19 protein-coding genes and 2 pseudogenes are annotated in these 23,602 nt (G+C 73.2%); 9 read left to right on the plus strand and 12 right to left on the minus strand.

What is annotated here, in order from left to right:
- Positions 1 to 17 precede the first annotated feature (17 nt).
- The 5 genes from sigJ to IO39_RS26650 all read right to left on the minus strand — a co-directional run bounded on the left by sigJ (position 18) and on the right by IO39_RS26650 (position 6,840).
- Positions 18 to 902 (minus strand): RNA polymerase sigma factor SigJ, encoded by an 885-nt coding sequence (sigJ, locus tag IO39_RS26630; protein WP_245642258.1) that lies wholly within the window; start codon positions 900 to 902, stop codon positions 18 to 20.
- A 205-nt stretch (positions 903 to 1,107) separates the two neighbouring features.
- The gene (locus tag IO39_RS26635; RefSeq protein WP_157548937.1) at positions 1,108 to 2,352 is read right to left on the minus strand and encodes an FAD-dependent monooxygenase; all 1,245 of its coding nucleotides are present in this window, start codon (positions 2,350 to 2,352) and stop codon (positions 1,108 to 1,110) included.
- Between the two features lie 52 nt (positions 2,353 to 2,404).
- Positions 2,405 to 2,788, minus strand: coding sequence for a DoxX family protein (locus IO39_RS26640; RefSeq protein WP_043628486.1), 384 nt, complete (start codon positions 2,786 to 2,788; stop codon positions 2,405 to 2,407).
- A gap of 109 nt (positions 2,789 to 2,897) precedes the next feature.
- Complete coding sequence (locus IO39_RS26645; protein ID WP_043628487.1) at positions 2,898 to 3,371, minus strand: carboxymuconolactone decarboxylase family protein; 474 nt, start codon at positions 3,369 to 3,371, stop codon at positions 2,898 to 2,900.
- A gap of 181 nt (positions 3,372 to 3,552) precedes the next feature.
- On the minus strand, positions 3,553 to 6,840 hold the full coding sequence (locus IO39_RS26650) for an ATP-binding protein (protein WP_043628488.1): 3,288 nt from the start codon (positions 6,838 to 6,840) through the stop codon (positions 3,553 to 3,555).
- A gap of 134 nt (positions 6,841 to 6,974) precedes the next feature.
- Here IO39_RS26650 and IO39_RS26655 point away from each other — a divergent pair, with 134 nt between their 5' ends.
- The 5 genes from IO39_RS26655 to IO39_RS26675 all read left to right on the plus strand — a co-directional run bounded on the left by IO39_RS26655 (position 6,975) and on the right by IO39_RS26675 (position 11,225).
- Positions 6,975 to 8,294 (plus strand): FAD-binding oxidoreductase, encoded by a 1,320-nt coding sequence (locus IO39_RS26655; RefSeq protein WP_043628489.1) that lies wholly within the window; start codon positions 6,975 to 6,977, stop codon positions 8,292 to 8,294.
- A 59-nt stretch (positions 8,295 to 8,353) separates the two neighbouring features.
- A complete protein-coding gene (locus IO39_RS26660; protein ID WP_052423403.1) occupies positions 8,354 to 8,941 on the plus strand; it encodes a nuclear transport factor 2 family protein in 588 nt (195 codons plus the stop codon).
- 161 nt (positions 8,942 to 9,102) lie between these two features.
- Positions 9,103 to 9,546, plus strand: a complete 444-nt coding sequence (locus IO39_RS26665; RefSeq protein WP_043628493.1) for a CBS domain-containing protein — start codon at positions 9,103 to 9,105, stop codon at positions 9,544 to 9,546.
- A 129-nt stretch (positions 9,547 to 9,675) separates the two neighbouring features.
- The gene (locus IO39_RS26670; protein WP_052423404.1) at positions 9,676 to 10,872 is read left to right on the plus strand and encodes a cation:proton antiporter; all 1,197 of its coding nucleotides are present in this window, start codon (positions 9,676 to 9,678) and stop codon (positions 10,870 to 10,872) included.
- Positions 10,869 to 11,225: an efflux permease Rv1217c-related protein gene (locus tag IO39_RS26675; RefSeq protein WP_043628495.1), complete on the plus strand. Its 357-nt coding sequence runs from the start codon at positions 10,869 to 10,871 to the stop codon at positions 11,223 to 11,225. The genes IO39_RS26670 and IO39_RS26675 overlap by 4 nt, the downstream gene beginning before the upstream one ends.
- A 79-nt stretch (positions 11,226 to 11,304) precedes the next feature.
- Here the strand turns inward: IO39_RS26675 and IO39_RS26680 are convergent, their stop codons facing one another.
- On the minus strand, positions 11,305 to 11,970 hold the full coding sequence (locus IO39_RS26680; protein WP_245642260.1) for a potassium channel family protein: 666 nt from the start codon (positions 11,968 to 11,970) through the stop codon (positions 11,305 to 11,307).
- 285 nt (positions 11,971 to 12,255) lie between these two features.
- Between IO39_RS26680 and IO39_RS26685 the strand changes: the two genes are divergently transcribed.
- The 4 genes and pseudogenes from IO39_RS26685 to pafA all read left to right on the plus strand — a co-directional run bounded on the left by IO39_RS26685 (position 12,256) and on the right by pafA (position 16,817).
- On the plus strand, positions 12,256 to 13,560 hold the full coding sequence (locus IO39_RS26685; RefSeq protein WP_245642262.1) for a TrkH family potassium uptake protein: 1,305 nt from the start codon (positions 12,256 to 12,258) through the stop codon (positions 13,558 to 13,560).
- 2 nt (positions 13,561 to 13,562) lie between these two features.
- The gene (locus tag IO39_RS26690) at positions 13,563 to 13,817 is read left to right on the plus strand and encodes a metal-sensitive transcriptional regulator (protein ID WP_043628497.1); all 255 of its coding nucleotides are present in this window, start codon (positions 13,563 to 13,565) and stop codon (positions 13,815 to 13,817) included.
- Positions 13,818 to 13,889: 72 nt separating this feature from the next.
- The gene (locus IO39_RS26695) at positions 13,890 to 15,227 is read left to right on the plus strand and encodes an MBL fold metallo-hydrolase (RefSeq protein WP_043628502.1); all 1,338 of its coding nucleotides are present in this window, start codon (positions 13,890 to 13,892) and stop codon (positions 15,225 to 15,227) included.
- Between the two features lie 316 nt (positions 15,228 to 15,543).
- Positions 15,544 to 16,817, plus strand: a pseudogene (pafA, locus tag IO39_RS26700) (Pup--protein ligase).
- Between the two features lie 17 nt (positions 16,818 to 16,834).
- On the opposite strand, the pseudogene IO39_RS59900 reads toward pafA, so the two are convergent.
- The 6 genes and pseudogenes from IO39_RS59900 to IO39_RS26730 all read right to left on the minus strand — a co-directional run.
- Positions 16,835 to 18,021 (minus strand): annotated as a pseudogene (locus tag IO39_RS59900) (HAD-IC family P-type ATPase); the annotation flags it as partial.
- A gap of 373 nt (positions 18,022 to 18,394) precedes the next feature.
- A complete protein-coding gene (locus IO39_RS26710; RefSeq protein WP_043628504.1) occupies positions 18,395 to 19,276 on the minus strand; it encodes an alpha/beta hydrolase in 882 nt (293 codons plus the stop codon).
- A 219-nt stretch (positions 19,277 to 19,495) separates the two neighbouring features.
- The gene (locus IO39_RS26715; RefSeq protein ID WP_043628506.1) at positions 19,496 to 20,011 is read right to left on the minus strand and encodes a DoxX family protein; all 516 of its coding nucleotides are present in this window, start codon (positions 20,009 to 20,011) and stop codon (positions 19,496 to 19,498) included.
- A gap of 9 nt (positions 20,012 to 20,020) precedes the next feature.
- On the minus strand, positions 20,021 to 20,683 hold the full coding sequence (locus tag IO39_RS26720; RefSeq protein ID WP_043628508.1) for a hydrolase: 663 nt from the start codon (positions 20,681 to 20,683) through the stop codon (positions 20,021 to 20,023).
- Positions 20,684 to 20,785: 102 nt separating this feature from the next.
- Complete coding sequence (locus tag IO39_RS26725) at positions 20,786 to 22,702, minus strand: amidohydrolase (RefSeq protein WP_043628510.1); 1,917 nt, start codon at positions 22,700 to 22,702, stop codon at positions 20,786 to 20,788.
- 22 nt (positions 22,703 to 22,724) lie between these two features.
- Positions 22,725 to 23,441, minus strand: a complete 717-nt coding sequence (locus tag IO39_RS26730; protein ID WP_052423407.1) for an acetate uptake transporter family protein — start codon at positions 23,439 to 23,441, stop codon at positions 22,725 to 22,727.
- Positions 23,442 to 23,602: the final 161 nt, after the last annotated feature.

Genomic DNA, 23,602 nt, shown 5'->3' on the forward strand with positions numbered 1-23,602 from the left:
CCTTTCGGATTGCACAGTTATCGCGTGAGGTGGGAAAGCTTGTCGGGGTTGGCCACCGCGTGGATCGCATGGACCATGCCGTCGGCGATGTCGAGCTCGATCACGCCGATCACGCGGCCTTCGGCGTCGAACTTGACCGCGCCCGGCCGGCCGTTGATCCACGCCGGCCGCAGAGAGACCCCCAGGGTCCCGGCCCGGCGGAACACGCCGAGGACCAGCCGCCCGACGGGCAGCCGCCCGGCCAGCCGCTTGCCGAAGGCCGGCACCTTGCCGCCGCCGTCCCCGTGCAGCACCACGTCGGGCGCGAGCATGCCGAGCAGCGCGTCCATGTCGCCGCCCGCGGCGGCCTCGAAGAACCTGCGGGCGAGTTTCTCGCCTTCCGCCCGCCGCTCGCGCGGCGGCGTGCCGGCGGCCGCCTGCCCTCCGTCGGCGATGCGCTGCCGGGCGCGGGCGAAGATCTGCCGGCAGTTCGCCTCGCTCTTGCCGGTGATCCTGGCCACCTCGGAGTAGCCGTACCCGAACACCTCGCGCAGCATGAACACCGCCCGCTCCACCGGCGAGAGGGCCTCCAGCAGCACCAGGAACGCCATCGACAGCGAGTCGGCCAGCTCGGCCTGCTCGGCAGGCCCCGGCCTGTCGGCGGGCACGACGACCGGCTCGGGCAACCAGTCCCCCACGTAGGTCTCCCGCCGCACCCGCGCCGACCTCAGGTGGTTGATGCCCAGCCGCGTCACCGCCGTGGTCAGGTACGCCTTCGGATTGACGATCACAGTTCCCTCCTGCTGCGCCCGGCTCAGACCGAGGAACGCGTCCTGCACGATGTCCTCGGCGTCACCCACGGACCCGGTCATCCCGTAGGCGATGGAGAACAGCAGCGGCCGGTAACCGGCAGCCTCTTTCACATCCGTTGATCCCGGCATACGACCCTTCCCACTCGCGTATCGAGGCTCCACGCGGAGCCCGTCTGCCTGCCCGCCCGCCGCGTCTGCAGCCGGCGGCTCGCGCCCGTCCGCTCGAACGATTTCCGACGGTGGCCGGGTCCCGGACTCCGGGCGGCCTGGTCGCCGCGTTCCGCCGGCTTCCCAGGCTGTGCCACCGATCGTGCCATCACGCGCGGACGCGGACGGCCGGGCCGGGGTGCGCGAAGTCCATGTCCTTCATCCGGGCCACCTTGCCCCTGGAACGCCACCAGAGGAACAACGGGGAGGTCACCGGCATCTTGCTCACCCGCAGCATCATCCTGCGGCGGGCGAGTTCGAAACGGGTGGCCGGGACGAACAGGCTGCGCATCCGCATCCCGTTGCCTTGCAGGTAGCCGATGGAGGGGCGCAGCTGCCGCTCCCATCGCGTCAGCGCCTCGGTCACGCTGCCGGGATGCCGGGCCAGCATGGTGCCCAGCAGGTCGGCCCCGGCCATCCCGGTCGAGGCGCCCATCCCCGCGTACAGCGTCACGCACCAGGCCGCGTCACCGACCAGGACCACCCGGCCGCGATGCCAGCGGTCCATGCGCACCTGCTCCACCGAGTCGAACAGCACGTCCCCGGCCGACTCCAGCGCGTCCAGGACCGCGCCCAGGGCGGGGCCCGCCGGCTCCGGGCCGAACACCTCGCGCACCCGCTCGGCCTTCGGCCGGCCGAACTCGGCGTCCACGTCGTCGGTGTGGTAGCTGAGCAGCACGGTCGGCGGACGATCCTTGAACGGGAAGATCCACATCGACCGCCGGGGTTCGGCCAGGATGACCGAATCGCTCTGGTCGTGACCCGGGATCGCGCCGGGCATCTGGAAGGCGACCGCCATGTAGTTCATCCGGCGCAGGTAGTGCTCGTGCGGCCCGAACACCAGCCGCCGCACCGTGGAGCGCAGCCCGTCCGCCCCGACCACCAGATCGAAGCGCTCGGTCACCGAGGTCGCGCCGGACGCGTCGGTCAGCGTGACGTTCACCCCGCCGGCGTCCTGCTCGATCCGGGTCGGCACGGTGGCGTACCGGATCTCGACATCGGACGGCAGCGCCGCGAAACCGGCCTCCTCCACGTCCCCGCGCGTCATCAGCCACGGCCGGCCGGGAAAGTCCTTGAAACCCAGCCCGGCCCGGCGCCCGCCGACCCGGTCGATGTCGAAGGCGACGCCGTCCGCACCGCGATCGGTGAGCCTGTCCAGGATGCCCAGGCGGCGGGCGGCGGCCCGGCCCGCGCCGAACAGCGCGATGAAGTACCCCCCGGATCGCCGGGCGGCGGCCCGCTCGATGACGACCGGCGTCCAGCCGATCTGGCGCAGCCGCAGCGCGGTCGCGATCCCGCTGATGCCCAGCCCGACCACCAGTGCCCGGGGGCCACTGTCGTTCGTCACGTCCATGAGTCTTCTCCTTGCAGGGGGCGCTGCGACGTGCAGCCACCCGCCACCCCGGTCAGCCGATGAAGGACTCGGGGCCGAAGCGGCCCCACGCCACGAAGGCGGCCAGGGCGAGATAGACCAGGTTGCCCACGGCCGACCTGCCCTCGCCTCGGCGCAGGTGCGTGATCATCGCACCGACCATCAGCACCACCACCCCGACTGCCGCCACCGGCACCAGAACCGGTGCGATCCCGGTCACGGCGGGCAGGATCAGCCCCACCGCCCCCAGGACCTCGATGGCCCCGAGGACCTTCAGGAATCCGGGGCTGAAGTCCGCGGTCCATCCCGCGCCGCGCATGGCGGCCATCTTCTCCCGAGGCACGACCAGCTTGCCGATGCCACCGATGAGGAGGACAACGGCCAGCAATCCAGCGCAAATCCACAGGGCGAGGTTCATGTGATCTCTTCCATAACGGTTGTCGGGGAAACCGGTCCTGAATCCGGAGCGGTGACCGGTGCCCGGCCGTACCGCTGACGTGAGACAGCGTCCGGCCGCGCCTTGCTCGTCAGCCGTGCTGTCCGGGCTGGTAGTCGCCGGCGGGCTGCCGGGTGATGACGTTGAAACGGTTGAGGGCGTTGATGAGGGAGATCAGGGAAACCAGGGCGGCGAGCTCGTCCTCGGAGTAGTGCTTGGCGGCGTTGGCCCAGACCTCGTCGGTGACGCCACCGGCGGTGTCGGCGACGCGGGTGCCCTGCTCGGCCAGTTCCAGGGCGGCGCGTTCGGCCTCGGTGAAGACCGTGGCCTCGCGCCAGGCGGCGACCAGGTTGAGACGGGTGGGGCTCTCCCCGGCGTGGGCGGCGTCCTTGGTGTGCATGTCGACGCAGACGGCACAGCCGTTGATCTGGCTGACGCGCAGCAGGACCAGCTCGCGCGTCGCGGCCGGCAGCGTCGAGTCCGCGAGCGCCTTGCCCCCCGCGACGAGGTGCTTCAGGGACTTGCCCGTGACGGGGTTGCCGAAGAGGTTCAGACGAGCATCCATGGTGGGCTCCTAGCGTTGTTCCACTGTCGGCCCTCTGAGACAGAGCACCCCGGCGGCCTGTGACGGCGACCGGCTGTGACGTGCGTCTCCTTCTCCCGTCCGGTCCGCGGCCGCCTGGCCTGCGTCCCGGACGGCTTCGATTCTGGCCCGCCGCGGCCGGGATCGAGCCGGCCCGGACGCCTCACGCAGGCGTGCGGCTTCGCGCCTCCCAGTAGGTCAGCCCGTGCCGCCGGTGTGTCTCCAGTGCCGCGCGGGCGTGGTCGCGGGCCGTGCCGTCCTCGCCGATGCGGTGGGCCAGCTCGGCGAGCACGAGGTGGGTGGAGCCCCAGCAGGCGGTGCCCATGCCGGCCACGACGAATTGCTCGGCGTAGGGGGCGAGCCGGTGATAGAGGTGCCGGGGGTCGGGGGTGCCCAGGCGGGCGGCGACCAGGCCCCAGACCGGCAGAAGGAAGTCGGCCACCCAGTCGTCGGGCGTGTCGGTTCCCCAGCGGCCGATCAGCTCGTGGGCCAGCGCGTTCCGGCCGGCCTCCACGGCCGCGAGCACGGCGACCGGCCGCAGAGGCGTCAGGTGCGCTCCGGAGGCGGCGGTGACGAGCTCGTCGACGATCTCGGCCACGCGGCCCTGCCCGCGCCGGCAGGTGAACGTGGTGACCAGCCGCCGGAACGCGCTGCCCCACAGAGCCGAGCCGAACCGCATGTCGCCGTAGCGGTCGAGCAGGGACTCGGCCTCGTCCCACCTGCCTTCGAGCGTGCTGCGGGCGGTCTGCGCGATGCGCACCATGGACTCCAGCTCCGGCCTGGGCGCCGCGGCCAGCAGTGCCTCGCAGCGGGCCAGCTCGCGGTCCCAGCCGGCCAGGTCGCCGTCCCGCAGCAGGCACGACATCAGGAAGACCCGCGCCGTCACCTCCCCGCTGACCGGCAGGCCGGGCAAATCCGCCAGCTCCTGCGCGACCGCCCGCCGCTCGGCGTTGCGGCCGGGACGGAACGCCGCGAGCAGGTAGTTGTTCATCGTGCGGGCCAGCAGCGCGACGTCGCCGGTCCTGCGGGCGAGCGCGACAGCCTCGACGGCATGGCGCTCCCCTTCCGCGCTGCGCGGGCCGTAGTGCAGCTCCAGGGCGAGGGCGCCCAGCAGGGCGGCGCGGTCGGTGTCGTCGAGGGGGCCGTCCAGCAGGTGCTCGATGACGGCGACCATGTCGTGGTCGACGACGCCGTACGGGCGCCAGTTCCACAACGCCGGCCCGCCGATGGCGGTGACCGCCGGAATCAGCACCTCCCGGTCACCGATCTCGCGGGCGATGCCGATGGCCTCCTCCCAGTCGCGCCTGGCGTCCTGCGGCCGGCCGGCGGCGCGGCAGGCATGGCCGCGCTCGGTGAGGAAGCGGGCGCGTTCGGCGTCTCGTCCGGGTGGCAGCGCGGACAGGGCCAGCTGCCAGAACCCGATGGCCTCCGTGTGGGCGAGCTGGCCGGCGGCGTGCCGGGCGGCGCGGGCGGCGTACCTGGCGGCCTTGTCCGCGCCGCCGAGCCGCGCGGCCTTGACGAAATGGTGTGCCAGGGCCGCGGCTTCGGTCTCGGGCAGCGCGGCTTCGAGTGCCTCGCCCGTCCGCAGATGCAGGCGGGCGCGTTCCGCGCGGCTGAGCCCGGCGTAGATCGCCTCCTGGACGAGGGCGTGCGAGAACCGGTAGTCGGGCCCGGCGGGCGGTTCGACCAGGAGCCCGGACGCCACTGCCGCGTCCAGCGCGGTCATCACCTGCTCGGCCGTGCTGCCGGTGACGGATTCCAGCAGGTCGACGCCGACGTCACGCCCGGCGACCGACGCCGCCCGCAGCAGGGTGCGCGTCTCCTCGGGCAGCCGGGCCACGCGGTGTTCGATCACGCTCCGCACGCCGCCGGGCACCCCGTCCTCGCCCTCCGGCAGGCGCAGCATCTCCCCCAGGTAGAAGGGGTTGCCGCCGGTCCGGTCCAGCAGGGAGGCGACCCGGCCCGGCTCGTCGGGCACCCGCCTGGCGCGCAGGTAGGAGGCCACCTCGGCGGCCGTGAACGGCGGCAGCGCGAGGCGGTCGCCGGACCTGGCCAGCGCCGCCATCGTGGCGCGCAGCGCGTCGGCGTGGTCGCCGGGCTCGGGCCTGCTGGTGACGAGGAGGAGCATCCGGTGCCGGGCCGCCGCCCCGGACACGAAGTCCAGGAGCCGCAAGGAGGACACGTCCGCCCAGTGCAGGTCGTCCAGGATGACGGCCAGCGGCGTCTCGTCCGCCGACAGGGCCGCCACGACCTTCTCGTACAGGCCGAACAGCGCGGCGTCGGGATCCTGCCGCGGGTCGGGCGGCCGCTCCGACAGCAGCCCGGCGTGGTCACCGGCCTCGCGCAGGATCTGTGTCCACGGCCAGAAGGCGGGTGCGGCGCCGTCCACGCAGCGGCCCCAGGCGACGCGGAAGCCGCGCGCGACGGCCAGGTCGGCGGCGGCCTGGACGAGCCGGGTCTTGCCGATCCCGGCCTCGCCCGTGATGAGGACGGCGCCGCCCTGGCCGCGCCGCGCCTCGGCCAGCCGCCGCTCCACCAGCGTGAGCTGGGCCGACCGCGCGATCAGCCCCTCCTCGTCCGGCTCCGGCTCGGGCCGGGCGGCGGGCGCCGGCTCGGGTCCGACGGCGGGCGCCGGCTCGGGCCGGACGACGCGGACCTGCCCGGGCGGCGCAGGGAGCAGCTCCGGCGATTGGCCGAACACGGCCTCCTCCAGCTTCCGCAGCTCGGGCCCCGGGGTCAGGCCGAGGTCCGCGGCGAGCCTCGTCCGCACCCGGCGCAGCGCCGCCAGCGCGTCGGCCTGGCGGCCGGCCCGGTAGAGCGCGAGCACCAGCAGCCACCAGGCCCGTTCCCGGTACGGCTCGTCCTCGACGAGCGCTTCCAGCCCCGGGACCAGCGAGGCGGCCTCCGCCCGTGCCAGCCGGGCGTCGAAGCTGTCCTCCAGGGACGCGGCCCGGGCCTCGGCGAGCTGGGCGATGACGGGCCGGGCGAACTCGTGGTCGGCGAACTCCCCCAGGGGTTCCCCCCGCCACAGGTCCAGGGCCCGCTCCAGCACCTCGACGGCCCGGTCGTGGGCCCCGCGGGCCAGCGCCGTCCGGCCCTCTTCCGCCCAGGCGGTGAACCGCCACAGGTCGACCTGGCCCGGCGTGATGTCGAGCAGGTATCCCGGCTCGCGGGTCAGCAGCACCTTCGGCGGGGTCCGCGGCGGGCGCTCCGGCTCCAGGGCCCGGCGCAGCGGCGCGATGTAGGCCTGCAAGGTGCGGGTGGCTCCGGCGGGAGCCTCGTCGGCCCACAACTGCCCGATCAGCCGATCCAGCGAGACGACCCGGCCGGGCTCCAGCGCCAGCATCGCCACCAGGGCCCGCTGCTTGCGCGTGCCCAGATCCAGCACCCCTCGCCTGCCGGCGGCCACTTCCAACGGGCCGAACAGCCGGAACTCCAGGTCCGCCCCCATGACCTCCCCCAGAACATGCGAAACCCCACCATACGGCACCCCAGCCCGACCCCAGCCCGATCCCAACCGGGGTCCGCGACAGTGGAGCCATCGACGACGAACCGCCGGCGGACCGGCGACGAAAGGAAGACCTCATGACGCTCCACAACGAGCTGCACAACGAGCTGCGCAGCCTGCTCCGCGGCAAGGTGCTGGTCGCCGGGGACGAGGAGTTCGAGCAGGCGCGGCGCCCCTGGAACCGCGCGGTCGAGCAGCCCGTACGGGCCGTGGTCGAGGCGGCCGACGCCGACGACGTGGCCGCGCTGATCCGTTACGCCCGCCTGGCCGGGCTGACCGTGACCACCCAGCCCAGCGGGCACGGCGCCGCCGGCAACGCCGCCGAGCTGATCCTGCTGCGCACCGGCCGCCTGGACGAGCTGCGCATCGACCCCGGCACGCGGGTCGCCCGGGTGGGCGCCGGCGTGTCATGGGGGCGCGTGCTGCGCGCCGCGAGCCCGTACGGCCTGACCGGGCTGGCCGGCAGCAGCCCGGCGGTCACCGTCACCGGCTACACCCTCGGCGGCGGCCTGAGCTGGTTCGGCCGCAAGCACGGGTTCGCCTCCAGCAACGTGCGCGCCTTCGAGGTCGTCGACGCCGTCGGGGCCCGCGCCCGCGTGACCGCCGAGTCCGACCCCGAGCTGTTCTGGGCGCTCCGGGGCGGCGGCGGCGACTTCGCCGTCGTCACCGCCGTCGAGTTCGACCTGCACCCGGCGCCGCTGCTGCACGGCGGGCGCATGCTGTGGCCCGCCGAGCAGGCCCCCGCCGTCCTGGACGCCTTCCGCGAGATCACCGCCACGGCCCCCGACGAACTGACCGTCTGGTACGACCTGCTGCACTTCCCCGGCGCCGCCCCGCTGGTCGCCATCGACACCACCTTCCTCGGCGACGGCGGCGACGCCGGAACCCTGCTGCGGCCCCTGGACAAGATCCCCGGCCTCCTCTCCGACTCCCGCGCCCCGCTCCCCGTCGCGGAGCTGGGCTCCATCACCGCCGAGCCCACCGACCCCGGCCCCGGCCGCTCCCGCGCCGAGCTGCTGACCGGCCTGACCGACGAGGTCACGACGGCGCTGCTCGAACGCCCCATCGCCCCCCTGCTCAGCGTCCAGCTCCGCCACCTCGGCGGAGCCCTCGCCCGCCCGACGGACACGGCCGCGGGCCACCTGGACGAGCCGTTCGCCCTCTACCTGTTCGGCATCCCCGGCCCCGACGGCGGCGCCGCCGTAGGCGCTCGCCAGGCCGAGCTCGCCGACGCCCTCATCCCCCACACCACCGGCCGCAAGCCGTTCACCTTCCTGGCGCCGGGAGAACGCGCCGCGAGCGCCTTCACCCCGCAGACGCTGACCCGGCTCCGCTCCCTCAAGCGCACCCTCGACCCCCGGGGGACGTTCCGCAGCAACTTCCCCGTCCTCGACTGACAGCCCATCCCGAAGAAGCCACGTTCCGGCCCCGTACCGCGATCCCCGAAGGAAGACCTGTGATCACCAACAGAACCACCCGCACGCTGGCCGCCGCCTCCGCGCTGGCCGCGCTCATCACCCTCCCGGGCGCCGTCACCGGCGTGCCGGCGGCACTCGCCGCGGCCCCGGCCTCCGCCGCCGTCCCGTCCACGACCGGCCACCCAAACGCGACGGCGGCCCGTGCCGGCTCCACCCGCCTGGACCGCGCCACCGTCGTCGGCTGGGTGGAGCGCTACCTCCGGGCGTGGAAGGACAAGGACGACGTGGCCGTGGGCAAGCTCTTCACCCGCGACGCCGTCTACCAGGAGGTGCCCGGCGACGACAGCCGCACCTTCGTGGGGCGCGAGGCCATCAGGAAGTACTGGCGTGGCATCACCAAGGGCCAGTCCCAGGTCACCACCCGCTACGGCGAACCCGTGATCCAGGGCGACCGCGCCGCGGTGGAGCTGTGGATCACTCTCAAAGGCGGCGGCAAGTGGATGACCATCATCGAGACGAACGTCATGACGTTCGACCGGCATGGCCAGGTCAGCCGCAACGCCGAGTACTGGACCCTGCGCCAGGGCAAGTTCGCCCCGCCCCGCGGCTGGGGCTCCGGCTCCTGATCGCGCCGGCCGTTCGGCGGGTGGCGCCGCCGCCGCTCAGCGCCACCACGGCCGGCAGCCCGCCAGTGCCGCGCCCTGACGTTTCTTGATAGGTTCCTGGCAGGTGCGCCGGGAAGCCTGGTCGGCAGTTGTCGTCGCCGACCGGTAATGAGGCTTCCGTCATGCGCGCACGTGATCTGCTCGCCGCCTTCCCCACGATCACCGTGAACACCCCCGTGCTGGAGGCCGCCCGGCTGCTGGCCGAACAGGACCTGCCCGGGCTGATCGTCGTGGACGAGCGGGGCCGGCCCGCCAGCATCCTGCCCGGCACCCAGGTGCTGCGGCTGGCGGTGCCCGGCTACTGCCAGGACGATCCCGCGCTGGCCCGGGTGATCGACGAGCAGCACGCCGACCGCTTCCTGGACTCCCTCGCGGGCCGGACCGTCCGCGACGCGCTGCCGCGCACCCCGCGCGAGCTGCCGATCGCCGCCCCGGAGGCGACCGTGCTGGAGCTGGCCGCGCTGATGGCGCGCACCCGCAGCCCGCTGGTCGCGGTGATGGAGGAGGGACGGCTGCTGGGCGCGGTGACCCTGCAGGCGCTGCTGGACCGGGTGACCGGCCGATGAGCGTGCTCGTACCCCGATCAGCTTCTGGCAGTTCACCAGGTACGGTCTGGTCGTCACCGCGATCACCGTGGCGTTGTGCGTCCCGTACCTGTGGCTGCGCTACCTGACCTGACACCATGAAAGGCCACGATGATCACCCTGCTCACCGCCTTCGCCGGGCTGCTGCTGCTCGCGGTGCTGCTGTCGAGCCTGGCCCACCGGACGATCCTGTCGACCGCCGCGCTGTTCCTGGTGGCGGGGTTCGTGCTGGGCGACGGCGTGCTGGGTGTGCTGTCGCTGCGCCCCGACGACGAGCTGGTCGGGACCTTGGCGGAGCTGGCCCTGTTCGCGGTGCTGTTCACCGACGGCATGCGCGTCGGCTGGACGGACCTGCGCAGCGCCTGGCGGCTGCCGGGCCGGGCGCTGGGCTGGGGGCTGCCGCTCACCCTGCTGATCACGGCGGCCGGCGCGCACTACCTGATCGGGCTGGGCTGGGTCGAGTCGCTGCTGATCGGCGCGATCCTGGCGCCGACCGACCCGGTCTTCGCCGCGGCGCTGGTCGGCAACGAGAAGGTGCCGCCCCGGCTGCGGCAGCTGCTCAACGTCGAGTCCGGCGTCAACGACGGGCTGGCGCTGCCGTTCGTCATGGTCTTCCTCGCGATCGCCGCCGGATCACACGACCTGCACCTCGGTGACCTGAGCCTGGAGCTGGGCCTCGGCCTGCTGATCGGGGTGGCCGTGCCGTGGCTGGCCATCAAGCTGGAGCAGACCCGCTGGTTCGCCGCCTCCACCCCGTACGAGCCGCTCAACGCCCTGGCCATCGGCCTGCTGGTGCTCGCCCTGGGCAAGGCCACGCACGGCAACCTGTTCCTGGCCGCCTTCTCCGCCGGCATCACCGTGGCCACGTTCGGGGAGCGGCAGCGTGCCTCCTTCGAGCACTTCGGCGAGCTCATCGCCGAGTTGTTCAAGCTCGCCGCGCTGCTCGTGTTCGGCGTGCTCATCACGCCTGCCCTGCTCGGCGCGGTCGGCTGGCAGGGCTGGCTGTTCGCGATCCTGGCGCTCATCCTGGCCCGCCCGGCGGCCATCTGGCTGTCCTTCCTCGGCTCGGGACTGACCGCGCGCGAGCAGGCGGCGGTCGCCTGGTTCGGGCCGAAGGGCTTCGCCTCGGTGGTGTACGCCCTGATCGTGCTCAGCTCCGGCATCGCCGCGTCCCAGCAGGTCTTCCAGCTGGTCGCGGTCACCATCGTGGTCTCGATCCTGCTGCACTCCTCCACCGACATCGTGGTGGCGCGGGGCTTCGACGATGAACGTGACGTCCCGGCCTGGTTCGGCAGGGCGCGCTGGTGATCGCCGGGCTCGGGCTGGGCCTGGGCGACGGCGACGTCGCCGGCGGCCTGGCCACCACCACGGTCATCCTGCCCGGCATCTGGGTGATGACGGGCATCGCCATGGCGGCCTTCGGCCTGTTCCGCCGGTCCGGAACGGTCGTGGGATGGACCGCCCTGGCGCTGGCCATCGCCGTGGAGGTCGGCTGGGAGGTCGGCCTGGTGAACGACGCGTTCTTCAAGGTCTCCCCGTTCGCGCACGTCCACTACTCGGCCGATTTCGGGCCGGGCACGCTGGCCGGGCTCACCGTGGTGGCGGCCGGGCTCGCGGCCTCGGGCCTGTACGCGCTCCGCCGCCGCGATCTGGCCCTGTGATCCGAGGGGACCGGGCGGAAGGCTCCGGTCCCCTCGTCCGCCGCCGGTCAGCCCGGGGACTCCGCGGTGGCGGGCGGCTTCAGGGGAGTTCGGCGAACCGATCGATCTGATGGGGGCGTCCGGAGACGATGATGATGTCGCCGTAGGACAGTTCGGTGTCGGCGGTGGCGTAGGTGAACTCGGTGTCCGGGGCTTTGACCGCCACGACGGTGAGGCCGTATTTGCTGCGCAGGTTGGACGCTCCGAGCGCGATGCCGACATAGTTCCGCGGCGGGCGCATCTTGGCCATGGCGAAATCCTCGTCGACGTCCATGTAGTCGAGCAGCCGCCCGCTCACCAGGTGGGCGACGCGCTCACCCATGTCGTGCTCGGGGAAGATGACGTGCTGGACGCCGATGCGGCTGAGGATCTGACCGTGCTGGGCGCTCACCGCCTTGGCCCAGATGTCGTCGATCGCCAGCTCCACCAGGAGCGAGGCGGTCAGGATGCTGGACTCCATGTCGGTGCCGATGGCGCAGACCGCGCGGCGGAAGTCGGCCACCCCGAGCCGCCGAAGCGCGTCCAGGTCGGTGGAGTCGGCGACGGCGACCTGGGTGAGCTGCCCGGCGAAGCTCTGCACCAGCTTGGGCCGATGGTCGATGGCCAGCACCTCGGTGCCGCGGCGGATGAGCTCCAGCGCGAGAGCGCCGCCGAAGCGGCCCAGCCCGATCACCACGACCGTGTCGGTTGTGTCGTCGCCAGCCAACGGTCACACCTTCCCTCGGTGTTCTCATCATGGCGGACGCGTTCCTCTCTCGCGCGCGATCGCCACCGTGTTGGCCCGGCTCGTTCTGACGGTGGATCCGGCTGCGCTACCGTATGGCGCGGAGTGCCGGGAAGTCTGGTCGGCGACGTCTTCAGCCGTGCGACGTGACGGAGGCTTCGTGGTGGATTCCGGCGGTTTGAGCTTGCCCAGCACCAGCGCGTGTCCCCGGCCGGCCCGGTGACGCGGCGCCCATCGGCTCTGCCGGGCCGCGGGCGGCATCCGGCGGTGGTCATCGCGGCCGGCTTCGGCACCGCGGTGCTGATCGGGACCCTGCTGCTCGGCACCCCGCTGGCCACCACCCAGGGCGACGGCTCGCACTGGCTCACCGCGTTGTTCACGGCCACCTCCGCCGTCTGCGTGACCGGCCTGGTCGTGGTCGACACCGAGACGCACTGGTCGGTGTTCGGCGAGGTGGTGATCGTGCTGCTCATCCAGGCGGGCGGGCTGGGCATCATGACGCTCGCCACGCTCGTCATGGTCATCGTCTCCGGCCGGATCGGCTTGCGGGCCAGGCTGTCCGCGCAATTGGAGACCAAGTCGGTGGTCGCCGCCGACCTGCGGCAGGTGCTGCGCAAGGTGGTGGTGTTCAGCCTGGTCTGCGAGGCGGCCGTCGCCGCGGTCCTCACCGTACGGTTTGTCACCGGGTACGGCGAGCCGCTCGGCAGAGCCCTCTACCTCGGCGTCTTCCACGGGGTGTCGGCGTTCAACAACGCCGGCTTCGCCCTGTGGCCGGACAACCTGATGCGCTTCGTCACCGACCCGTGGATCTGCCTCACCATCGCCCTGGCCGTCATCGCCGGCGGCCTCGGCTACCCCGTCGTGTTCGAGCTGCTGCGCACCTGGCGGCGCCCGCGCCGCTGGTCGGTGCTGACGCGCGTCACGGTGGGGATGAGCACTGTGCTCCTCGCCGCCGGCACGCTCGCCTTCCTGGCGACCGAGTGGCGCAATCCGGCCACGATGGGACCGCTGGACGACTCCGGCAAGCTGCTGGCCGCCTTCTTCGCCGCCGTCATGCCGCGCTCGGGCGGCTTCAACACCCTCGACATCGGCCAGATGTACCCCTCCTCCTGGCTGGTCACCGACGTGCTGATGTTCATCGGCGGCGGCAGCGCGGGCACGGCGGGCGGGATCAAGGTCACCACGTTCGGCTTTCTGCTGTTCATCATCTGGTCCGAGCTGCGCGGCGAGAATCAGGTCAACATCGGCCATCGGCGGCTCCCCTCCGCCACGCAGCGCCAGGCGCTGTCCATCAGCCTGCTGGGCGTCATCCTGGTCGCGATCTCCACCTGGCTGCTGCTCGTCATCACCCCGCACGGCCTCGACCAGGTGCTGTTCGAGGTCATCTCGGCCTTCGCCACCAACGGCCTGTCCACCGGCATCACCGCCGACACCTCACTGGCCGGGCACGTCCTGCTCAGCCTGCTGATGTTCATCGGCCGCATCGGCCCGCTGACGCTGGGCTCGGCGCTCGCGCTGAAGCAGCGCACCCGCCGGTACGAGCTGCCGGAGGAGAAGGTGATCATCGGCTGACCGTGGCGAAGGAGGCGGCGTTCCCGCACCGGGCCGCACGGCGACCGGCTCCGCCCCTCGGACCCGGCGCAGGTCATACTCGGCCGGTTCCGCCGGCGGCGCCTTCGGTCCTCGCCGCCGTCTCCAAGGCGCTCGACCGCGCCGGGTTCAAGATCGTGGCCACCGGGCTGCGGCACTGCCAGGACGCGCAGAACCGCGGCGACGAGCCGCCCATGAGCGTCGCCGAGCTGGAGAGGCTCTTCCTGGCGCTCGCCTGACACCCGGCGGCCACGGGAACCTCCGTGGCCGCCCCCTTTTGACCTTCACATACCCTGGGGGGTATCTCACTCATGGACGTCACATCGTTCCGGACACCCGGTCTGGGCGACCAGACCTACCTGCTGACCCACGAGGGCCGCGGCGTGCTCGTCGATCCCCAGCGCGACATCGGCCGCTTCCTGGACGCCGCCGCCGAACGCGACGTCGAGCTGCGCTTCGTCCTGGAGACCCACCTGCACAACGACTATCTCTCCGGCGCCGAGCAGGCCGCCCGGCGCACCGGCGCCGAGCTCGTGCTGCCCGCCGCCGCGGCCCCCGCCTACCCGCACACCCCCGCCTTCCACCTGGAGGACCTCGACGGCGGCGGCGGCCTGACCCTCCGCCCCCTCCACACGCCGGGCCACACCCCCGAGCACACCAGCTACCTGGTGCTCATCGACGGCGAGCCGGTCGCGCTGTTCTCCGGCGGCAGCCTGCTCACCGCCGCGGCCGGCCGGCCCGACCTGCTCGGCCCCGAACGCGCCCGCACCCTGGCCCGCCTCCAGCACCGATCGCTGCGCCGCCTGGCCGCGCTGCCGCCCGCCGTCGCCCTGTATCCCACGCACGGCGCGGGCTCGTTCTGCACCACGACCGGCGCCGGTGGGCCCACCTCCACCATCGCGGCGGAACTGACCGGCAATCCGCTGCTGGCCATCGACGACCCGGAGACGTTCGCCGACACGCTGCTGGCCGCGCCCATGCCCATCCCCGCCTTCTACCGGCACATGGGCCCGGCCAACATCCTCGGCGTGCCGCCCATGCCGCCCGTCCGGGCGCCCGAGCTCGACGCGCCCGCCGGCCACGTCGTCGACCTGCGCCCCCGCCACGTCCAGGCGCGCGGCATGCTGCCCGGCTCGGTCGGCATCGAGATGGCCGACGACTTCGGCAGCTGGGCCGGCTGGCTGCTGCCCCACGCCGAGCCGATCACCCTGGTCGCCGAGCCCGGCCAGGACGTCACCGAGGCCGTCACCCAGCTCGCCCGGATCGGCATCGACACCGTCCGGGGCGTCGTCCGCGACCTCGGCGACGCCGCCACGCAGACCTACCGGCCGGCGGACCTCGACACCTTCGTCAAGCTGCTTCAGCCCGGCGGGCAACTCCTGGACGTCCGGATGCCGAGCGAATGGGAGCAGGTCCGGCTGCCCGGCGCGGTCGAGCGTTTCCTGCCCGACCTGTTCACCCAGGGCGTTCCGGCCGAGCTCGACCGGGAGCGGCCCGTGCTCGTCGCCTGCGCCTCCGGCCGCCGCGCCGCCATCGCCGCCACCCACCTCGCCCGCCAGGGCTACCGGCCGATCGCGCTCACCGGCGCGGGCGTGGCCGACGTCGCCGCCGCCCTCGCCGAACTCAACCAGGGAGACCGCCCCACCTGATCCGCGGCATGGGCGCCCAGCGACGCCCAGAACGCGCAGTTGCTCGCCTTGGCCGGGTTCACCGTGCGGATGCCGCGCGGGCCAGGCGCCAGGCTCAGCACGCCGGCCGGAGAGCGGAAGCGCGGCCAGAGCGCCGCGTCGGGGCGTCCCCTTCTGGTGCGGGCGCCCGGACCGTACACGTGGGCGCGCCCTCGACCGTATCCAGGAACCCCGGCGCTCGCATAGGCGTCTCCCGGTATGACCGGATGCGGGCGCCGGCGGGCGCGGCGAAGGGCGATCTCCCCCGCCGCCCGGGCGGGGAGAGTACTGTGAGGTGGTGGACCGACGCATCTTCGGCCTGGAGAACGAGTACGGCGTCACCTGCACCTTCCGGGGCCAGCGCAGGCTCTCCCCGGACGAGGTGGCGCGCTACCTGTTCCGGCGGGTCGTGTCCTGGGGCCGTTCGAGCAACGTCTTCCTGCCCAACGGCGCCCGCCTCTATCTCGACGTGGGCAGCCATCCCGAATACGCCACCCCCGAGTGCGACAACGTCGTGGAGCTGGTCACCCACGACAAGGCGGGCGAGCGCATCCTTGAGGGCCTGCTCGTGGACGCCGAGAAGCGGCTGCGCGAAGAGGGCATCGCGGGTGACATCTACCTGTTCAAGAACAACACCGACTCGGCCGGCAACTCCTACGGCTGCCACGAGAACTACTGCGTGGGCCGGCACGGGGAGTTCGGGCGGCTGGCCGACGTGCTGATCCCGTTCCTGGTGACCCGGCAGATCATCTGCGGCGCGGGCAAGGTGCTGCAGACCCCGCGGGGCGCGGTCTACTGCGTGTCGCAGCGCGCCGAGCACATCTGGGAGGGGGTGTCGTCGGCGACGACCCGCTCCCGGCCGATCATCAACACGCGGGACGAGCCGCACGGCGACGCCGAGCGGTTCCGGCGGCTGCACGTCATCGTGGGTGACTCGAACATGAGCGAGACCACCATGCTGCTCAAGGTCGGCGCGACCGACCTGGTGCTGCGCATGATCGAGTCGGGCACCGTGATGCGCGACCTGTCGCTGGAGAACCCGATCCGGGCCATCCGCGAGGTCTCCCACGACATCACCGGGCGGCGGCGGGTGCGGCTGGCCAACGGTCGTGAGGCGTCCGCGCTGGAGATCCAGCAGGAATACCTGGACAAGGCGAAGGACTTCGTGGACCGGCGGGGCGGCGACGCCATCGCCCACCGGGTGCTGGAGCTGTGGGAGCGCACCCTGCGCGCGGTCGACACCGGCAACCTCGATTTGGTCTCGCGCGAGATCGACTGGGTGACGAAATACCAGCTCATCGAGCGGTACCGGCGCAAGTACGACCTGCCGTGGAGAAGCGCGGCTCGGTGGAGCGGGTGACCTCCGACATCAAGATCTTCGAGGCCAAGTCGGTGCCGCCGCAGACGACCCGGGCGCGGCTGCGCGGCGCGTTCATCCGCGCGGCGCAGGAGAAGCGGCGTGACTTCACCGTCGACTGGGTGCATCTGAAGCTGAACGACCAGGCGCAGCGCACGGTGCTGTGCAAGGACCCGTTCCGCAGCGTGGTGGACAAACTCATCGCCGGCATGTGACCGGGAGGTGGGCCGGGTCACCACCGGCGCAGCAGTTGCGCGTTGAGCGCGACCACGATGGTCGAGGCCGACATGAGCAGGGCCCCCACCGCCGGGCTGGGTGCCACCCCCGCCCAGGCCAGCACCCCGGCGGCGAGGGGAAGCGTGACGACGTTGTAGGCGGCGGCCCAGCCCGGGTTCTGGATCATCTTCCGGTACGAAGGCCCGCGACAGCCTGAGGACGGCGGCGACGCCGCGCGGGCCGGAGGAGGTCAGCACGACGCCCGCGGACTCGATGGCCACGTCGGTTCCCGCGCCGATGGCGATCCCGACGTCCGCGCGGGCGAGTGCGGGGCGTCGTTGACGCCGTCGCCGACCATCGCGACCCGGAGCCCGCGTTCTTGCATGGCCGTGACGGCCTGGTCCTTGTCGCCGGGGAGCACTTCGGCGTGGACCTCGTCGATGTCCAGTTCGGCGGCCACGGATTCGGCGACCGTGCGGGCGTCTCCGCTGATCATGACGACCTTGGAGACGCGCTCCGCCCGCAGCTCGTCGATGGCCCCCCTGGCCTCGGGCCGGATCTCGTCCTTGAGGGTGAAGGCGGCGACGGCGTGCGGCCGCGGGGTCAGGGCGATCAGGTGCAGGACGGTGGCGCCGTCCGCGGCCGGCCGAAGCCGGTGCGGGACGTGCGCGCCGGTCTCGCGCAGCAGCGCGGGCCCGCCGATCGCGTACGGCAGGCCGTTCGCGACGGCCTGGACCCCGCGACGAGCGCGGGGGCGCCGGTGGTGAGGGTGCCGGTCTTGTCGAACAGGACGGTGTCGACGGTCCGCATGCGTTCCAGCGCGAGCCGGTCCTTGACGAGGATGCCGGCCCGGGCCGCGATGGCCGTGGACAGGGCGACGACCAGCGGAATGGCCAGGCCCAGCGCGTGCGGGCAGGCGATGACCAGCACCGTCACGGTGCGCACGACCGCCTCGTTCACATCGCCCAGCCACGATGCTCCCGTGCTCCCGTCGGCGGGGACGCGGCCGCCGGGCCGTACCAGCACCACGTCCCCGATCCGGAGCTCGCCGGTGGGGACGGGGGCGCCGTCGCCGTCGAGGCGTTCGGAGCGGTCGGGCAGGAGCCCGGCAGGCGCCGACAGCGCCCCGCGGGCCTGCCCGAGGGCTCTGGTCTCCTGCCAGTGACCGAGCAGCATGACGGTGACCAGGGTGGCCAGCTCCCACCAGAAGTCCAGGTCGAACCAGCCGAGGGTGGTGGCGAGGGAGGCGGCGTAGGCGACGGTGATGGCCATCGAGATGAGCAGCATCATCCCCGGCGCCCGATGGTGGATCTCGTGGAAGGCGCCGGCCAGGAACGGCCGGCCGGCGTAGAAGTAGGAGATCGAGCCCAGGACGGGCCCGGCCGGCCAGAGGCCGGGCACGTCCAGGGTGTAGCCGAGCCACTCCCCCACCATCGGGCTGGTGACGACCAGCGGCACCGACAGGATCAGGCTGAGCCAGAACCGGCGGCGGAAGACCGCCGGTCCGTGGTCACCGTGCGGGTTCATGGGCGGGTGCTCCCGGGGGCGGCGGGGGCGCGGCCCGGCCCGGTGGCGGTCATCGGTCGTCCTGCCCGGGAGGGACGAAGCGCTGGACGAAGGCCAGGGCGGTGTCGCACACCTCGCGCCAGCCGCTGTCGATGGTCAGGGAGTGGCCGCGGCCGGGCATCTCGACGATCTCGGTGACGTGGTGGCTGTTGCGGGCCTGCTTCTTGTAGGAGGCGTGCGTGATGGCCCACGGCACGGTGTGGTCCTTCTCGCCGGAGACGAGCAGCATGGGGCCGCGGTTCTCGGCGGTGCTGTCCACCTTGGTCTCGCTCCACGGGTTGAAGTTGGCCACGGCGGCCTGGAACAGCGGCGCGCCGGGCGCCGGGACGGCGAACGTCTCGTACAGGTGCTTGGCCTCCTCCTCGCTGACGGCGTTGGCGAAGGCGTAGCGGAACTGCTCGTACGTGAGCGGCACGGCCCGGTGGATGTTGGCCGGGTTGGTCAGCACCGGCGCGGCCGAGCGCAGCGAGGAGATCGGCAGCGGCAGCACCCCCTGGAACGGGGCGGGGTCGATGGCGACGGACGCGCAGGACATGCCGCGCCCGGCGAGGATCTGGGTGAGCAGCCCGCCGAAGGAGTGGCCGACGACGGCGGGCCGGCGCTCCAGCTTGCCGATCAGGTCGCAGTAGTGGTCGGCGACCTGGCCGACGGTCTTGTGGGCGAACACCTCGGGGTGGGCGTTGGCCTCGCCGACGGTGTCGGGGTCGTCGGGCCAGCCGGGGGCGACGGGTGCGTAGCCGGCCTCGGCGAAGACCCGCGCCCACCGCTCCCAGCTGGTGGGCAGCAGCCACAGCCCGTGCACGAACACGACCGGGATGCGGCCGGAGGCGTTGGCCTGCTCGATCTGGGCGAGGTCGCGGGCGTAGGAAGCCTCGGAGGAGGTCGATGACATGGTTCCGTCCTTGGTTGAAGTGAGGTGGGGGTGGGGCTGGTGTCCCGGCGGGCGCGGCCGGCCGCTCTCACTCGGGCCGGCGGCTGTGGCCGGGTGCGGTTGTCCAGGGGGCGGCCCCTCGTCCCGGGGGCGGTCCGGTCGTCCAGGGGCGGTCCGGTCGTCCAGGGGCGGTCCGGTCGCCCAGGAACCGGCCCCGTCGTCCAGGGGCGGTCCGGTCGTCTAGGGGTGGTCCGGGTCTGCCGCCGGCGAGGGGCGGCGCAGGAGCAGGCGGACGGCCAGGCCGCTGCCGAGGCCGGCGGCCACCGCGAGGGCGGCCTGCCAGGCGGGCCAGGGCAGCAGGCGCAGGGCCTCGTCGGCGGACCAGCGGCCGGGCCCGGTCAGCGCGAGCGTGGCGAAGACGGCGATGAGGACCAGCGGGTACTCGTAGCCGTCCGCTTGCACCCACAGGCCGTGCCGCCATTTGACGGTGAGCGCGACCGTCATCACGCCGGTCGCGCCGGCCGCCGCGAGCGGAGTGAGCGCTCCGCCCGCGAGCAGGAGCCCGGCGCCGATCTGGGTGGCGCCCGCGGCCAGGGCGGTCAGCGCCCCGCCGCGGAAGCCGTCGCGCCGGAACTCCCGCGCGCCGCCCGCCAGCCCGGCGCCGCCGAGCCGGAAGCTGACCTTCTGGATCCCGTGCCCGGCCAGCAGCAGCCCGGCGACCAGGCGCAGGATGAGCAGGCCCAGGTCTGTCGTCATGGGACGGAGTCAGCCGCCGGCGTGGGAGCCGAGCATGGACTGGGCGTAGACGACGCCCATGCCGTAGGCGCCGCCGTGCTCCTTGACCACCTCCAGGGTGGGCGCGTACGTCTCGCCGCGGGCCCAGTCGCGCTGGAGTTCGAGCAGCACCTGCAGCCAGGTGACCGGGACGGCGCCGGCGGCGGTCATGCGCTGCATGGCGTGCTCGTGCGCGGTGGGGGTGACGCCGGCGGAGGCGTCGGCGACCACGTACACCTCGTAGCCCTGGGCGAGCGCGGACAGGGCGGGCAGCACCACGCACACCTCGGTCCACAGCCCGGACAGGATGATCTTGCCACGGCCGGTGGCGCGTACGGCGTCCACCAGCGCCGGGTCCTCCCAGGCGTTCATCGTGGTGCGGTCCACCACGTCGTGCTTGGGGAAGAGCTCGGCCAGTTGCGGCAGGATCGGGCCGGAGAAGGACTCGGCGGCCACGCTCGACAGCACGACCGGCACGTCGAAGACCCGGGCGGACTTGGCCAGGCCGACGGTGGCGTTGATGACCCCGGCCCGGTCGGCGCTGGAGGCGCCGAAGAACATCTGCGGCTGGTGGTCGACGAACAGCATCATCGCGTTGTCCGGCGTCAGCAGGCCGGGGCTGGGGGCGGCGTGCACGCCGTCAAGGTTGATCATGATCGTTCCTTTCGTGGGAAGTGCCGGTGGGCGGGGGTCACGGTCGGGATCGCGCCCGCCCGCCGGCCGTGGGAGACCACGCGCCTCGGGTGCGCGGTGGCGTCAGGGGGTGAAGCAGGGGTCGCAAGGGGCGGCCGGGTGGCCGGAGCCGGGGTCGAGGCCGGGGTCGAGGTCGCGGGCGAGGCGCCACCGGTGGTGCCGGTCGGCGTCGGCGGCGGCCTCGCCCAGCAGGTCGGCCTGGCGGGCCCCCGCGCCGCCGGGAGGTGGCGTGGCCTGGTAGCCGCCGAAATGGGCCACGGGGCTCCAGCCGGGGCTGATCGGCGGCAGGAGCTCGTCCATGCCGTCGTACTCGGCGGCGGCGTACACGATCCGGCCGCCGGCCACGGTCAGCACCGATTCGATGTGCGCGATGTCGTCGTCGGGGACGGCGAAGTAGTCGTGGGTCAGGACGGCGAAGTCCGCGAAGAAGCCTTCCTTGAGCACGCCCTTGACGTCCTGCTCGCCGGTGAGGGCGGCGCCCGCGTGCGTGTACAGCTCCAGCGCCTTCTCCCGGGAGATCAGCCGCTCGGCCGGATACAGGCGCAGGCCGCCGACGGTGCGGCCGGTGACCAGCCAGTGCAGCGCGACCCACGGGTTGTAGGAGGAGACGCGGGTGGCGTCGCTGCCGGCCGCCACGGGCAGGCCGCGCTCCAGCATCTCGCGGACGGGCGGGGTGCGGGCGGCCGCCGCCGCGCCGTACCGGTCGGTGAACGCCCGGCCCTGGAACGACATGCGGTTCTGCACGCCGATCGCGCCGCCGAGCGCGGCGATGCGGTCCAGGCTGGCGGGTGAGACGGTCTCGGCGTGGTCGAACAGCCACCGGTTCCCGGCCGGGAACAGGCCGTCGGCGGCCAGCTTCTCGAACACGGCCAGGTCGCGCCGGATCGTCTCGTCGTAGGTGGCGTGCAGCCGGAAGCCCCAGCCGTTCTCCATGAGCAGCCGCACCGCCTGCTCGAACTCGCTCTCGTAGCCGGGGGCGAGTTCGGGGCGCGGTTCGGAGAAGTTCTCGAAGTCGGCGGCGGCCCAGGTCAGGTTCTCGCCCGCGCCGTTGAGGCGCAGCCACGCGTCGCCGTCGCCGGGCCGTACCGTCTCGATCCAGCGGCGCAGGTCCGCCAGCTCCTGCCCGGCCGTCTGGGGGAACAGGTGGTAGGCGATGCGCAGGGTCAGCTCGCCGTCCCTGGCCAGGTCGATGACGGTGCGGTAGTCGCCGGGGAAGTTCTGGAAGCCGCCGGCGGCGTCCACGGCGGAGGTGAGGCCGAAGCGGTTCAGCTCGCGCAGGAAGTGCCGGGTGGAGGTCTTCTCGTCGGCGTCGTCGGGCGCGGGCGCGCCGGCGAGGGTGGAGTAGAGGATGAGGGCGCTGGGGGCGGCCAGCAGGACGCCGTTCGGCTCGCCGTCGCGGCCCCGCAGGATCTGGCCGCCTCGGGGGTCGGGGGTGTGGCGGGTGAGTCCGGCCGCGCGGACGGCGGCGCGGTTCAGAAGGGCCGACTGGTACAGGTGCAGGACGAAGACGGGCGTGTCGGGGGCGGCGGCGTTCAGCTCGGCCACGGTGGGCATGCGCCGTTCGGCGAACTGCTCGGCCGTCCAGCCGCCGACCACCCGGATCCACTGGCCCTTGGGGGTGCGGCCGGCCTGCTCGCGCAGCATCGCCAGGGCCCGGCGCAGCGAGCGCACGCCGTCCCAGCGCAGCTCCAGCGCGTAGTTGCGGCCGCCGCGGATGACGTGCAGGTGGGAGTCGTTCAGGCCGGGGACGATCCGGCGGCCCAGGGCGTCCACGACCCTGGTCCGGGGGCCCACGTGGGCGGCGAGGTCGTGATCGTCGCCGAGGGCGGTGATCGTGCCGGCGCGGACGGCGAGGGCGGTGGCGGCGGGGTTGCGGGGATCGCCGGTGAAGATCTTCGCGTTCCGTACGACGAGGTCGGCGCTGTCGCGCCCCTGCCCGGCGGGGGCCGGGGTGATACCGGCGACCGGCATCGTGGTCATGGCTGTCTCTTTCACGGGTGGGTCACAGGGTGCGGCGCACGCCGGCCTGGCGTTCGAGGTCGCGCAGCTGGACCGCCAGGTCGCCCTCGACGGCGTGGTGGGCGGGCCCGGTGCGGCCGATCGGCAGCACCTCGCGGCCGCGCATGTCCTCCAGCATCAGCGCGAACGCGGCGTACATCGCCACGGCGGCCAGCAGCAGGCCGAGCACGCCCGACGCGGTCGCCGGCCAGGCGGCGCCGGTCAGGCCGGCGGCGGCGGCCACGGCGAAGCGGGGCACGGCGGTGACCAGCACCAGCCACAGCGCCCGCTTCGGCCTGGCCACGCTCGCCATCAGCACGGCGAACAGGGCGAAGACCAGGTTCAGCGCGCCCAGCACGACGGTGCCGCCGGGCGGGTCGAGGGCCAGAACCAGCGAACTGGCCAGCCACATGCCGGAGAAGCAGGCCATCAGCGTGGCCGCGATCACGTCGCGCGCGCCGAAGGCGATGATGCCCACGATGAGCTGCAGGACGAAGGCCGGCACGATGGTCAGCGCGACCGCGGGGCCGGCGCCCGGCGGGAACAGGCCCAGCTGGAGGCAGGCGGCCATCGTCGAGGCGATGGCGACGGCGTAGAAGCCGAGCGGCATCGGCGAGGCGATGGGCCGCAGGTTGATCCGCGTCATGCCGCGCAGATCCGGTTCGTGCCGCCGGCCGCCGGGTGACGGCTGCTCGCCGGGGAGGCTGTCGCTGGTGGTCATCGGCTCAGCTCTGGTGCAGGGCCCGGCGCAGCGTGGCGGTGGCCAGCTCGATCGCCGAAGCCGCGGCCTGCGTCTCGCGCAGGGTGTTGAGCATGACGAAGTCGTGGATGATGCCCTGGTAGCGGACGGCGGTGACCGGCACCCCCGCCTGCCGCAGCTTG

Source organism: Nonomuraea candida, assembly GCF_000725485.1.
In the GTDB taxonomy this organism is placed as follows: domain Bacteria; phylum Actinomycetota; class Actinomycetes; order Streptosporangiales; family Streptosporangiaceae; genus Nonomuraea; species Nonomuraea candida.